Source organism: Rhizorhabdus sp. P4_G5, from assembly GCF_056401065.1.
In genome coordinates, this window is record NZ_JBFUKB010000002.1 from 1 (window position 1) to 13,168 (window position 13,168).

General features: G+C 63.2%; 14 protein-coding genes. 6 read left to right on the forward strand and 8 right to left on the reverse strand.

The window, feature by feature from the left end; genetic code table 11:
• Positions 1-42: 42 nt before the first annotated feature.
• Both AC1DQK_RS02330 and AC1DQK_RS02335 read left to right on the forward strand, forming a co-directional pair.
• Complete coding sequence (locus AC1DQK_RS02330; protein WP_477867721.1) at positions 43-786, forward strand: TlyA family RNA methyltransferase; 744 nt, start codon at positions 43-45, stop codon at positions 784-786.
• A gap of 202 nt (positions 787-988) precedes the next feature.
• Complete coding sequence (locus AC1DQK_RS02335; protein WP_477867002.1) at positions 989-2,506, forward strand: recombinase family protein; 1,518 nt, start codon at positions 989-991, stop codon at positions 2,504-2,506.
• A 365-nt stretch (positions 2,507-2,871) separates the two neighbouring features.
• Here AC1DQK_RS02335 and AC1DQK_RS02340 read toward each other — a convergent pair whose 3' ends face one another.
• Complete coding sequence (locus AC1DQK_RS02340) at positions 2,872-3,138, reverse strand: ArsR/SmtB family transcription factor (RefSeq protein WP_477867004.1); 267 nt, start codon at positions 3,136-3,138, stop codon at positions 2,872-2,874.
• Between the two features lie 238 nt (positions 3,139-3,376).
• Positions 3,377-3,805, reverse strand: coding sequence for an Imm63 family immunity protein (locus AC1DQK_RS02345; protein ID WP_477867006.1), 429 nt, complete (start codon positions 3,803-3,805; stop codon positions 3,377-3,379).
• A gap of 482 nt (positions 3,806-4,287) precedes the next feature.
• Between AC1DQK_RS02345 and AC1DQK_RS02350 the strand changes: the two genes are divergently transcribed.
• Positions 4,288-4,419 carry a hypothetical protein gene (locus AC1DQK_RS02350; protein ID WP_477867008.1) on the forward strand — a complete coding sequence of 44 codons (132 nt, stop codon included), beginning with the start codon at positions 4,288-4,290 and terminating at the stop codon, positions 4,417-4,419.
• A gap of 575 nt (positions 4,420-4,994) precedes the next feature.
• On the opposite strand, the gene AC1DQK_RS02355 is transcribed toward AC1DQK_RS02350, so the two are convergent.
• Positions 4,995-5,129 carry a hypothetical protein gene (locus tag AC1DQK_RS02355; protein ID WP_477867010.1) on the reverse strand — a complete coding sequence of 45 codons (135 nt, stop codon included), beginning with the start codon at positions 5,127-5,129 and terminating at the stop codon, positions 4,995-4,997.
• Between the two features lie 344 nt (positions 5,130-5,473).
• Here AC1DQK_RS02355 and AC1DQK_RS02360 point away from each other — a divergent pair, with 344 nt between their 5' ends.
• The 3 genes from AC1DQK_RS02360 (at position 5,474) to AC1DQK_RS02370 (ending at position 8,216) form a co-directional block, all read left to right on the forward strand.
• Positions 5,474-5,800 carry an ArsR/SmtB family transcription factor gene (locus AC1DQK_RS02360; protein WP_477867012.1) on the forward strand — a complete coding sequence of 109 codons (327 nt, stop codon included), beginning with the start codon at positions 5,474-5,476 and terminating at the stop codon, positions 5,798-5,800.
• A gap of 119 nt (positions 5,801-5,919) precedes the next feature.
• Positions 5,920-7,233 carry an IS110 family RNA-guided transposase gene (locus tag AC1DQK_RS02365; RefSeq protein ID WP_477867014.1) on the forward strand — a complete coding sequence of 438 codons (1,314 nt, stop codon included), beginning with the start codon at positions 5,920-5,922 and terminating at the stop codon, positions 7,231-7,233.
• Positions 7,234-7,646: 413 nt separating this feature from the next.
• Complete coding sequence (locus tag AC1DQK_RS02370) at positions 7,647-8,216, forward strand: transglutaminase-like cysteine peptidase (RefSeq protein WP_477867016.1); 570 nt, start codon at positions 7,647-7,649, stop codon at positions 8,214-8,216.
• A gap of 361 nt (positions 8,217-8,577) precedes the next feature.
• Here the strand turns inward: AC1DQK_RS02370 and rlxS are convergent, their stop codons facing one another.
• The 5 genes from rlxS to AC1DQK_RS02395 form a co-directional block, all read right to left on the reverse strand.
• Entirely contained in the window at positions 8,578-10,614 is a 2,037-nt protein-coding gene (gene rlxS / locus AC1DQK_RS02375) for a relaxase/mobilization nuclease RlxS (RefSeq protein WP_477867018.1), read from the reverse strand.
• A 375-nt stretch (positions 10,615-10,989) separates the two neighbouring features.
• The gene (locus tag AC1DQK_RS02380; RefSeq protein WP_477867020.1) at positions 10,990-11,349 is read right to left on the reverse strand and encodes a hypothetical protein; all 360 of its coding nucleotides are present in this window, start codon (positions 11,347-11,349) and stop codon (positions 10,990-10,992) included.
• A gap of 320 nt (positions 11,350-11,669) precedes the next feature.
• Complete coding sequence (locus tag AC1DQK_RS02385) at positions 11,670-12,284, reverse strand: lytic transglycosylase domain-containing protein (RefSeq protein WP_477867022.1); 615 nt, start codon at positions 12,282-12,284, stop codon at positions 11,670-11,672.
• Complete coding sequence (locus AC1DQK_RS02390) at positions 12,272-12,844, reverse strand: S26 family signal peptidase (RefSeq protein ID WP_477867024.1); 573 nt, start codon at positions 12,842-12,844, stop codon at positions 12,272-12,274. The genes AC1DQK_RS02385 and AC1DQK_RS02390 overlap by 13 nt, the downstream gene beginning before the upstream one ends.
• Positions 12,837-13,157 (reverse strand): helix-turn-helix transcriptional regulator, encoded by a 321-nt coding sequence (locus AC1DQK_RS02395; RefSeq protein ID WP_477867026.1) that lies wholly within the window; start codon positions 13,155-13,157, stop codon positions 12,837-12,839. The genes AC1DQK_RS02390 and AC1DQK_RS02395 overlap by 8 nt, the downstream gene beginning before the upstream one ends.
• Between the last annotated feature and the right edge of the window lie 11 nt (positions 13,158-13,168).

Here is a 13,168-nt window from a genome sequence, read left to right on the forward strand (position 1 = left end):
CGGTTCGAGCCCGTCACCGCCCACCAGATGCAAAGGGCATTCATGGCCGCCGGCGTGCGCGCGGATCAGTTGCTGGTGGATCGCGGGCTCGTCGAGAGCCGCGCCCGCGGGCAGGCGTTGATCCTGGCCGGGCTGGTCTTCTCCGGCGAGCGGAAGATCGAGAAGGCCGGGCAGGCGCTGAAGCCCGATGCCGCGATCGAGGTGCGCGGGCGCGATCATCCCTGGGTGTCGCGCGGCGGCGTGAAGCTGGCCCATGGGCTTTCGCATTTCGGCTGGAGCCCAGAGGGCGCGGTGGCGATCGACGTCGGGTCGTCGACCGGCGGCTTTACCGACGTGCTGCTGAGCGGCGGCGCGGCGCGGGTCTATGCGGTCGATTCCGGCACCAACCAGCTTGCCTGGAAGCTGCGCAGCGATCCGCGCGTGATCGTCCTCGAGCAGACCAACGCCCGGCACCTTACCGCCGCGCACATCCCCGAGCCGATCGACATGATCGTGTGCGATGCGAGCTTTATCTCGTTGGCGAAAGTGCTGGCGACGCCGATCGGCTTCGCGCGGCCCGACGCGCGGCTGATCGCGCTGATCAAGCCGCAGTTCGAGGCCGGACGCGAGGAGGTGGGGAAGGGCGGCGTTGTGCGGGATCCAACGATCCACGCGCGCGTCTGCGCCGAAGCTGTCGGCTGGATCGAGGCGCAGGGCTGGCGTAGCATGGGCGTGACGCCGAGCCCGATCACCGGCCCCGAAGGCAATGTCGAATTCCTGATGGGTGCGGTGAAGGCCGCGCGATAGCCGCCTTGTTTGCTTCGCTACTGTCAGTAGCGTCGCATAGACAGGCGGCACCATCAATGCGACGAACAAGAGACTGTCGTTCGAAGCAAGCCGATCCGTCACCAATGCGATCGCCGGGATGTTTTGGCTGAACCGCCGCAAAAGGTGTATGCTCGCAAACCAGCTTCATGATCAATGAGCGCTCTCAGCCGTGGGAGGGGGTATGCCAGTCGATCAGCCTTCAACCCGTGCTGTGCAATATGTGCGAATGTCGACGGAGAAGCAGGTCTATTCGATCGCCAACCAAATGGCGAAGATCACTGACTATGCTCAACTCAACGGATTCGAGATCGTCGAAACCTACCGCGACGAGGGCTGCAGCGGTCTCCATCTCAAGGGTCGGTTGGCGCTCCAGCAATTGCTGAGCGACGTGCTTGCAAAGGATCGGGGCTTCGATGCGATTCTCATCTACGATGTCAGCCGATGGGGGCGCTTTCAGGATACGGACGAGAGCGCACATTATGAATTCATTTGCCGCAGCGCGGGCGTACAGGTCCATTATTGTGCCGAGCTGTTCGAAAATGATGGCAGCCTGGCCAGCACGATCATCAAGAATGTGCGGCGCGCCATGGCCGGTGAATTCAGCCGCGACCTGTCCGACAAAGTCTTTGCCGCCCAATGCCGGCTTGCATCCAATGGGCACAAAATGGGGGGACGACCGCCTTATGGAATGCGTCGCGTCCTACTCGACGAACATGGCAATTTGAAAGGCGCGCTTGAGTCCGGGCAGGTCAAAAATCTGCGCTCTGACCGTGTTGCCCTGGTCCCCGGGCCTGCGCGCGAAGTCCAGATGGTACGCCGGATATTCCGGCTCTCAGCCGACAAGCTGCTGCTCGATTGTGAGATAGTCCGGCTCCTCAATGCCGAAGGCAGCACTGGCCCTACCGGCGGGGCCTGGAGCCGATCCATGATCAGTCACATCCTGCAGTCGGAGCGCTATCTTGGCACCAATGTGTTCAACCAGTCCTCAAGCAAGCTCCGCGGTGGTTCGCGGCGGAACAGCCGAGATGCATGGATTCGTTGCGAGGGTGCCTTCGAGCCGATCATCAGCCGCCGATTGTTCGATCGTGCCCAGCGCGCACGCGGTCGGGTGCTGCACATTTACCAGGAGGACGAGCTGACCTCCCGCCTGCAGACGCTTCTCGAACGCGAGGGCAAGTTGTCTGGGGCGATCATCCAGCGATCAAAGGATGTGCCATCCGTGTCGACCTATCGAAAACGCTTTGGCTCACTACCTGCGGTCTATCGGCTGGTCGATTTCCAAATTGGCGAGTTTTCCCACGTCTCAGTCGGCCGAGGCATGGTTCGTCACGCCCTCGAACTATTTGGTCAGGCGCGCGCCGCGATCCGGGGCGATGGGGGTGGCGTTTCCGAGCTACCCGGGCGCCGCTTGCTGCATATCGATGGCGACCTCCTGCTGGGCGTCACCGTCGCGCGATACATCAAATCAGCCGAGCCATTCTGGCGCGTGTCATACCGTGCCGGACCAGAGGTCGGAGCCATGCTTGTCGGGCTGATGGACCCAGCCAACCAACTGGTCCAGCGCCTCTACCTGATCCCGGCAGCTCGCATCCCCAAATGCGGCAAGACCTGCTTCACCGAGGGAGGTCATCGAATGGAGGAATATCGAATCGAGAATATTGCCTGCCTCTATGCAGCGATCAACGCTCGGCTGCGCTAGCCTGGTAATATTGAACAACGCCATCATCATGTGGATGCCAGCGGGATCATGCGAGGAGCGTGATCAGCAGCAGCGTCGGATATCAGACAAGCGTGACCTCGACTAGCTTGCCGAGCTGCTGCGCCCCCGCACCAACGTCCTCGCGGATGCCCATGCTGCACTTCCACCCTTGACGGGCAGCGCCGGCCTGGATGACCGACCTGTTATATCAATGAGTTGCGCCAATCTACGCTGCCCTGCCCTGCCCTTGTGCTGACACTGCAGCAGCCCGCTGGGAACCCTGCAGGCGACACCACGCCTTGCCCCCTCCCCACTGAACGCGTGGCTGCGCTCGATGCTCGAGGTAGAAAAACAGATCCCAAGGGCTATGCCCGCCGGATGAAGTCGATCCACGCCTTGGTGTGGTCGAGCGCCTCAGGCGTAAGTCGCAAAAGATGCTGTTTACCCTGCTGACGCCGAGTCAGGAGAGAAACCTTTTCGAGTATCTGAACATGGTTAGAGATTGCCGGTGCTGAGATATCAGAGGACTCGCATAGGGCGTTCACAGTGGTTTCGCCCAAGGCGAGGCGCAACAGGATCGCTCTGCGAATCGAGTTCCCGAGCGCTCTGAACATTGAGTCTAGGCCGTCCATGCTTGTTATTGCTCCGTTTCAAACTCAGGCTTCCGAGCCATAAAGCTCGGGTCAGGGGGAATTCAAGCCGTCGGTAAACATGAGCTAAGCTCTATCGGCAACTCCTGCCAGCCGACATGCCAAGGTCAAGCGAGGCACCGGACATGACGGCAGGTTCGATCGACCCCCATGGCTACCGGTCCTGGCCGCACGACGCCCGTCGGCGACGCTGAACGGTAGTCGGCCGACAAGCTCAGCATCAGTGACATGCTTTATCAACGGCATCGCTATACGGATAGCGCTTGAGTATATCGCCCTGCTCCGCCGCTTTTCTGAGAGTCCATCTCGGCAACAATCGGCCCAATAATTCGATCTGTTTTGAAAATAGCTGGCGACGGCTATCTTCTGCCGTGCGGCGATGCCGCAGCTCATATTCGGCCGCCATCGCGAACGTCACCTCTTCGAAAATCCAGTACAGCAATGTTTCAAGATCTTCGGTACTGCGCCGTTCGCACGCGATCCCATTCTCATAGGTGACGAGATGATATTCGCCGTCAACTTCGATATGCGGCCGGCCTTCGTGCCACGGCTCTCCGCAAGTCGGCAAGTAGCGCGGCTCCGCTCCGAGCTGTTGTGCGAAGCTATCCATCCGCTGCTTCGCGCAGACTATATCGACTCGCTCGATCATGATCCCCCCTCTATCATGATGCTCCCCGCTATCATGACACCTCCAGGTCAATTGGTGCCATCTGGGTGAAATCAGAGCAATAGCCTCGGCTACCGGCCCAATTTTGAATATCGACGCGGTGCTCTCCATGCCGAATGCGCGCGCCTCGCCGACATGCCTCTCCCTCCTTCGTCTTCTTCCACAGCTCGGATCTCCGCCAGGCATCGCGTGGCCGGCGCTCGGCTCCGACTTAGTCATAGACGCCCCCCTTGCGGGATCATCAGTTATCATCGGTTTTAGTTGGCATGGCGACCAAGCTCCCTTAGCTTTCTGACAAGCCGGACAGCGCAATCAGTGCGGCAACATCGGACAGGCTAGTCCGAAACCCAAGCAGGGAATCGCAGATGCACGGCAGACCACCTCCCGGCGAAATCTATCGCTTCGGCCCAATGCGCATCGTCCGCAGACCGGTGGCGACAACACCCCCGACAGGAGTGCTGTGCATGGTCGACGATATGGGTGCCGGACGGCGCGGGAAACTGGGCGGCGCCCGTTATTCGGCGGGGGATTGGGTGGACATCGAAGGGCGCCCGATCGACTGGACGCCAACACATTGGACTATCCCGGAAGCTTGACCGCGAAGATCCCGATGCCAGCTGCGCGAATGTCTGCGGCCTGCCTCTGGCTAGCGCTGCCTTGGGCCGATGGATTCGGTGCCAAACTGGATCCATATCCCCATGTGACCAATGATTAGCGGCTCCTCGCTATGTCAAACCCAGTCCTCTGCCTGCGGCCCGCCCATCCCCCGGCAGATCAGCGCATCGGAGCAGGGAAACAACAAGCATCGACCTGCTTTCTTTTTCCGCGACTGCGGGCGACGGCCGCGCGTCCGCGCTTCAGCGATGTCCCAGGCAACGGCTATCGTCGGGGGGATGGAGGATGCCAGGAATATCAGCATCCCCCAACGCGCCATCGGCTCCACCCAATCTGGTTGGTCTGTTCCCGTCTGGACGCACCTATCGCTCGTGTACAACGCTGCACAGCTGGGTGCTGCCGAAAGGATATGGATCGCCAGAAAAATCTTTTGCAGCACGGCAGTCCCATCCTCAGCCCCGCCGCAGAGTAGCTCCACGACAGGCGTCGTTGGAAGCGCCCCGAGCAACCGGTCTGACGAAAGCAGATTGCTCTGAAATCGAGCGCCCCAGAAGACTCATCCGAAATCGAGCTTGCGATGCCGACTGACCGCCAGCTTCCAGGCTGTGCCCGTTGCCGAGAGCGCATTTCCTTGTGGCCTCGCATCCCAGCGCAGCAGGACGAGTCTCGCGCCTGGCAGGCTGTCGGCCATCCTAGCTCACCTGCCGATATCCGATGTTGCGCTGCTTGACCAACATGCGCTGATCCACTGCGCGTTCGCGGAGGACCCGAGAGCCAGATGGGAGTTCCGCAGCAGCTTATCGCCGCGATCATCGGCGAGCGCGGCGCGCTGCACCCTTCCGACGTGCCTAACGCCGCACCGCTTGGGATCGGCGGGTCGGGTCTAGCAAGTGACCTGGATCAGAAACGCCGCCGCCATCATGAAGGTCACCTTTGAAACAAAAACATAAATATAGATAATCCATTATATCTTGATTTCATGATATAGTGCATTGTCGGTATTTGTGATCCCGTGACGAGACCGATTCCCAGCATTTGCGCCAATTCCTCGAACACCGCGCGGTGTTGCCTGTGAGCGCCGCCCCCACTGCAGGGCTTTGCGAGCTGCTATCGGCCTTGGGTCAGGAAACCCGCCTCAGCATCGTCCGCAAGCTTCTCGATGGTGGCCCGCGCTCCGTGAATGCGCTCGCCGAGGAACTGGACATTCTGCAAAATGGGGCCTCGACCCACCTCACCATTTTAGCCCGAGCTGGATTGGTAGTGGCGGAAAGACGCGGATCTCAGCGTATCTACCATGCCCGCCGGGAAACCGTCGAATATCTCATCGGCGTCCTGGAGAATATGCTCCGTCACGCCGATTGATCCGTCATTCGCGGCTGCTGCAAACGACATGCCGCTCGGCTATCGGCCAGGGTGAATGCACCCGCAGCGGCGGCGGCTGACAGGCCTGTAAAGCGCTGACCTCGCGGGTGAGTGCCGACATGTGGCAATCGCCGATCCTTCCCTGCGCATTGGATTTGTCTACGCCGGCAATTGCTGAGTTTGAGCACTTTCCCGCCCGTATCACCGGCTGCTCACCCCTAGCAATATCCGTCGGCTATCGCGGTGTGCGGCGACTGCCCGATCCGTCGATGGCGGCATGCGTCTCTACATCGTTCGACGTCATAGCCATCATATCATTATATCTTGATATTATGATTTTATTTCGGTATCGCGACCTTACGGCTGAACAAGGTCCATCGACTATGATCTCGCGCATAGGTCTTGATATAGCCAAACGGTCATTCCAGGTGCACGCGATCGATGCGGATGGTCGAACCGCGCTGAAGAAGAAGATCAAGCGCGAAGAGCTTCTCGATTTCTTTGCCACTATCCCACCAACCCTGGTTGGCCTGGAGGCGGGCAGTTCCGCTTATTATTGGGCGAGAGAGATTGAAGGTCTCGGTCATCAGGCCCGGATCATCCCCCCTCAATATGTCAAACCCTTCGTCATCCGCGGGAAAAACGACCCCAATGATGCCGCTGCCATCTGCGAGGCGATGATCAAGGAGAATATCCGCTTCGTATCGCTGAAGAGCCCGATGATGCAGGCCGTCATGTCGGTCCATAGATCGCGAACGCTGCTTATAAAGCAACGGGTTCAGCTCGTTAACGCCATCAGGGCGCTGGTTGCCGAGTTCGGCCTTGAGGTTCCCGCCAATAAGATCGACGCCACGCAGTGGATCGTCGACTTTCGTTCCGCCAAGCAGCCTCGCATACCGAGGATGGCGGCCAAGCCGCTATCGGCGATGTGCAGCCAGGTCCGCAATGTGGACAAGAAAGTCGGGGAGCTCGAAGACGTGCTGCGCTCATGGTCAAAAAGCGATCCCATCGCCCAGCGGTTGCTGGCCGTTCCGGGCATTGGGTTGATGACCGCCACGGCCTTAGCCGGTACCGTCGCGGATATGAGGCGATTTCCCAACGCCAGGAGCTTCGCCGCGTGGCTTGGGCTGACGCCTTTGCTTCACTCCACCGGCGGGCGGGCGCGTTCAACGCGGATGTCCGGCATGGGAGATCAATATATTCGCCGGCTGCTGGTGAGCGGGATGATATCGCGTATCGGCTGGGCTCGGCGCCTGCCCGAGCGGGCCGATCCGTGGCTGACTCAGCTTCTTGCCCGCAAGCCGACGCGCGTCGCCGCCGTGGCGCTCGCGAACAAAACGGCCCGTATCGCATGGGCAATGATCGTTAAGGATGAACAATATAGGCCCGTTCGGAGCCCGTTACATTCAGATGATGGGGTTGCAACGGGCTGATGGGCGAAGCCAACTATGCTTGGAAAAAGCTTTGGCAATGTTATGCCGCTGTTCAGACTAGCGAGACTGGCTTGTCGGCCGTTGAAGCCGTTGCAACACGGGAAGTGTCCATCGCGACACTTCCCGTTTATATCATCAGGGATGACAGGATCACGGCGCGGTCCTAAAGTAGAGATGCGGGGATGCCGTCCCAGGGCGGAGTCGAAGAACTCGATAACCAGACTGGCGCCCCGCAACACCGAATATATCCAAGACGCGGCGCACGGATTAATCCTAACGCCCCGCTAACTAGGCTTGGTAGCCATGCTTTGACCGATCAAACGCTAGTAAGGTCCGCAGACATACAGAGGCGGATCAGTAGCATGGCGTACAACATCCTTGGCACAGCTCGGCAGCTCCCTTTCGGCAAGACGATGCGCGTTGTAGCGATCGGGATCGGCGCGGCACTTTCGCTGTCACTCTCGGCCTGTGCCACGACGAGTTCGGGTGCATCCGCCATGCGCGATGGCGGGCTCGTAATGCCGCCGGCCGGTTGGATCGATTTTTGCGGCCGCAATGCCAGCGATCCGTCGTGCAAGGTGGTGCAGCTCGATGACGCGCATATGAAGCAGCTTCAGGCGGTCCAGGCGAGCGTGCGACAAATCCGCGCGGTCGACGATCAGCGCGAATATCACCGCGCCGAATATTGGACCGTCGCCACCAAGGAGGGCGATTGCGAGGACATCGCGCTGGCGGCCCGCCAGAAACTCCTGGCGATGGGATGGCCGGCGTCCGCGGTGCGCCTTGCAACCGCCTGGACCGAACAGCGTGCCTATCACACGGTGCTCACGATCGACGTGGCGCGACAGGGATCGCAGGCGACCCTGGTCCTGGACAGCCGCTTTCCCACGATCATGTCATGGCAGCGCCTCGAGCAGGTTGGCTATCGGTTCCACATGCGCCAGGCATCGCGCGGTCCGACCTGGGTTGCGATCCAGTCCTGATCGTGGGGGCTGCACCACGGGCCATCAGCGCACGGCGCCAGCCCGTCACGCGAGCCGGTCTGACGATCTGGAAGATATCCGAGGACAGGTTGACGCCTCTACGGGCGATCCTCCGATAGATTCGCCGCGGCGATATCGATCTCACCTACGCCCCGACATGGTCGTCGGCGCGAGCCTCCGATCGCGGCAACGTGCCGGGCTGCCGGGCTGCCGGGGCGGATCCAGCCTGGATCGACGATCGGCCGACATGTGAGTCGACCCCAACCACCACCACCCGGGGGCGCTCGCGCTGGCGCTCGAAATAGTGGGCTGCCGACGCGCGGATGCCTCTCTCTGAACGCCGGTGGCCTGATAGGGCCTTTCACGAAATGGTCGGCCCACTGCGACCGCGCCCAATCGACCAGCTGATGCCCTCGCCGCGCATCAGTCCGGACACCGACTTGCCGACCTGCCGCTCGAGCACCGGACGCCATGGCACCAGCGTGAAATCCCGGGCGCGCTCGATCAGCGCAAAGCGCCCGCTGACGAGGTCGACCGAACGGCGATAAACCCCATCGATCCGGGCGCCCTCGGCAGCCTCCCGGAATGGCATATTCACCTCGTCTGCGAGTTGCCCTGAAACCCGGAGCAGCTCGCGGCGCTGGAGCGCGGCGATCATCCCGCTCGGGAAGGCCGTGCTCCCTCCATTTTCCTCGGCAAATCCCTGCGCCACCAGCCACTGCCGCCGGCGCGCCTGGGCCTCGCGCAGCTCGTGGCCGAACCCGGCATCTCGGACGGGCTCAGGCGCGGCCGAAACAAGCTCGCGGTCGAGCCAGGTTGCAGCCTCGGCATCGACCAGCCGATCGAGCGGCTGAGCCGACAGCATGGTGATCGCGACCGGACGGTCTTGCAGCCTCGCAGCCTCATGGGCCGCGACGCGTGTCAGATGGTCTGGCGCGATGATCCAGCGGCCCGATGGCTCGCGCTCCACGATACCCGATATCCGTCGCATCGCCTCCAGCCGCCGGACATGGGTTTCAGCGAAGGCCTGCGTGGCGGTCGGATCGTGGCGAAGATGGGCATCCACATCGTATCGTCCATCATTGGCAGCGGCGACCGCAGCGATGGTCCGATCCACCTCCCGCACTGTCGGGCTAACGGGATCGATCCGCACGATCGCACCATGCGGCAGGCTGGCATCGGTTTCCATGCCCCCTTCGGCGAAGCTCAGGACAGGCTTGCCGATCGCCACATAGTGGCTGCGTCCATCCACGCTGTCGACGATCAGGTAATGGCGGTCGGCATGCTCGTCGGCGAGCCCGCGCGTCAGCAGGCGACCGACCAGCGGGCGGGCATCGGGTGCGGCTGGATCGTAGATCGCCTGGTCGGCTTGCGTCCGGGCAATCGCGGCGCGGGAAAATTCGCGCTGCATCGTGCGGATGATGTCGCCGCGCTCGCCCAATGCGCGGAGTATATCGGCGAGGTCGGGCGCGAGCCGGAAGCGGCCGGCGCCGAGCGGCTCGGCCAGGCCCAGGCGCGACAGCTTCGCCAGCCGGCCGACGCGCAGCGTCTGGTCGAAGGCGTCGCGACCGCTGGTTGCCACTACTCGCTCTGCGCCTGCCCTCTTGAGCAAAGCACGGTCGATCGAGGTCAGACACTCCTGCTCGACTTCGGCGCGCAGCGTCCGCGCGATTTCGCGGTGGGTACGAGGCCCAAGGTCGAGGTCGACGAGCTCCACGGCGCGCTCGCGGATGCCGGTCGTCATATAGTCGCGGGCGATGATGAGATCCGCGCCACGATCATCCTTGCCGCGCACGACGATATGGCTGTGCGGGTGGCCGGTGTTGAAATGGTCGACCGCCACCCAGTCGAGCCTGGTCCCGAGATCTTCTTCCATCCGGTCCATCAGCCGGCGCGTCAGCGGTTTCAAATCGTCATATTGGTCGCCGTCCTCGGGCGAGACGATGAAGCGGAACTGATGGCGATCGCCGGCGCCGCGTTCGCCGAAAGCCCTCTCGACTTCGCTCGAGACAGGCTTGGCGTCGACGGCGTCCGACTCGCGCCCGTAGAGCGTGCCGCGTTCGCCGTCGCGAGTGGTGCCGTCGCGCTGGAGATAGCGCAGGTGCGCAGCGGCAGCGGACGCGCCCCTGCCGGCGAGTTTGACGATGCTCGCCTTGACGATGACGCGGCGGCCTTTGGAGGCGGTATCACCGCCGCGGCTGGCGAGCAGCCGGCCGACCCCCGCGCCGCGCCCGATCCGGGTGCCCGAGAAGGCCCCGTCTGGGAAGCGCGGAGCAGCCGCGCCACCGCGCGCAAGATTGGCGGCAGCGAGCACGCGGCCGAGATAGCGCCGGGCGCGCTTGCTGCCCTGCTGGCGCTGACGCCCAAGGGTGGGCACAAAGCTGTCGTCGTCGGCCATTGTCCTGATCCTGGGGCGCGGACGGCAAGCATGCCGCGCCGCGGGTCCCGTGAAAACCGGTGCCATCGAACATCGCGGAATGCCGTCATTCCGACGCGCACCGGCACTGGCGCCGCGGAGGCAGTGCCGGCCACGGATCCAAAAAAGGATGTGCAGACAAGGGCTTATGGCGCACCAGTGCCATGACTTTATCTTGCCTTACGCCGCTCTCCCGTTTGAACCGCTCCGATCGCCGATGCCGGTCATCCTCCTGTCCCCCCGCCGCGCGCGCCGATGCCGGTCATCCTCCTGTCCCCCCTGCCGCGCGCGCCGAGGCAAAAATGAAGCCGGAACAGGATGCTGTCCGCACCCTGCCCGGCCTCCCCCACCCACCGATCAATATATGGCTGCCAACGCTTCGCGTGCCTGGCATTCGCTGCTGAAGCTGCGCCGCCCCATCAATCCATGCGCGTTGCCATCGCCATCGACGATGCTCACCGCGACGAACCAGCGGCCATCCAGCCGCCCGACAATCGCCACCCGATCGAGCTCGAAATCCTCCTCATCGATGCTCTCGTAAGCCCCGAGCCACCGCTCCGACAGCCTCGCATCCCACAGGAAATCGCTTTCCTCGGCCTCCAGGAACCGCTGCGCCAGCGCCTCGCCCGCGTCCCGTCCGAACTCGATCTCGAGCCCTGCCACGAGCGTTGCCACTACGCGGTCCGACGCCGCACCAATGGATTGAAACATGGTCATGATCGCTTCCTTCGCTTGAAATCCTCCTCATTGAGGACAGACCTCCGAAGACGGGTGGCGGAGCGGCTGTCAGGGCCGCTGGAGGCGAAGCCGGAAGCGCCGCGCAGCGGCGGCGGAGGAACCGATTTTGTTGCGCTGGAACAAACAGACTCGGCTGCGCAGCAGCCTCCGGCTCGCAGCAAAATTGGAGGGGCCGCCGGCCTTGCACAGCCGCTTCGGCGCCCGTCATGCTGGGCCTTGCCGAGACGAGCCCCTCCAACGTCTGGCGTCGCGCGGTGCCCGCTCAACCGGCACTGTTTGAGGCTGCCGGATATGCCAGGTCAGCGAGGTGCGTGAACCGCGAACAGGGTATCGGGCGGTTCATCCGACACGCGCGATGGCGATGGATCGGCCGATGTGTTGCTAGTCCGAAGCGCGATGAACAATGCCGGTGGCGGCCGCTGCGGAAGGGATGGCAACGACACCGAAGATGTGCCCGACACCTGCGCGAGATAGGCGCGCGTCTCGGTCGGCAGCGCGCGGCCTGTTGCGAGATGGGCGGCATAACGGCCGGGACCGGCATTATAGGCGGCGAACAGCCCAGGATAGCCGAAGCGGTCATACATCGCGCGCAGATAGGCTGTGCCTGCAAGAATATTGTCGTGCGGATCATGGGGATTGCGCCCAAGTCCGTGCGCCACTCGCATCGCCGCCCACGTCGCCGGCATCAACTGCATCAGCCCCATCGCGCCAGCGCGGCTAGTGATCGGGCGTCGGTTGAGCATGGTGTGGCCACCGCTTTCAGCCTGAATCACGCGCTCGATCCACGCCATCGGCACGCCGAACCGCATGGAGGCTTGCGCGATCTCTGCCTGCCAGCGATCGACAGGATCGGCGGCGGCGGGGTGCGCGATCAGCAGCGCGACGGCGAGAGCGAGCGGCTTCAGCGCAGCCACAACGGGGTCGCCTTGCCGATCACATCCTGCGCCAGCGTCGCACCGAAATAGCGTCCGTCGAACGAGTCCGGGGTCTCGGTCATGAGCAGGAAGACCATGCCCGGCCCGAGCCGAACGCATCCCTGCCACGCGGGCAGTTCGCGGCCCGCAGAGTCGACGGCACGGCGCACCGCAACCCGCCGGCCGTTCACCGTCACCGCGCGATCGACCGCGCAGATCATGTCCCCGGCGATGCCGGCGACGCGCTTCACCAGCGGCACGTTGGAAGGCAGATAGTGGCGGCTCGCGGCGAGGTGCCGCGCTTCGACCGGCGGCCAGGCAATCACCATGTCGCCGCGTTTGAGCGCTGCGCCGGGCGACACGGCATAGAGGCCGATGGGTGCGCTGGCGCTGGCGTTCCAGACCAGTCGGGGCAACGGCGACAGCGCGATCGTGAGGCCGAGGCAGGCGATGCCGGCGCTCAGCAACAGGGCGCGGCGGCGCAGCCTTGTGCGGCGTGCGCGGGCGGCGCGCAGTGCGTTGCCCCAGGCGAAGAGCGGCAGGTCGCGGCGCTCAACCACGGTCGCCTCCGCGCGCGCGGGCCGCCGACCACGCCTCGATATCGTCGATATGATAGCGCCAGGTGCGGCCATGCAGGCGGCATTTCGGACCCTTTCCCGTCTGGCGCAGGCGCTTCAGCGTCGAGTAGGCGAGGCCGAGATGAAAGGCCGCCTGCTTGGCGGTGAGGAAGGGGCAGGTCTCGCGCGCGGCCTGCGCACGTTCGGCGGTGTCGTCCATGATTTCGGTCCATCCGTGCCAGTGCATCGTGCGCCGGCTGATGAGCGCGGATTGGATCGATCCGACCGTCTTCGGCAGGGTCGCAAATCGACCCATGCGATTCCGCC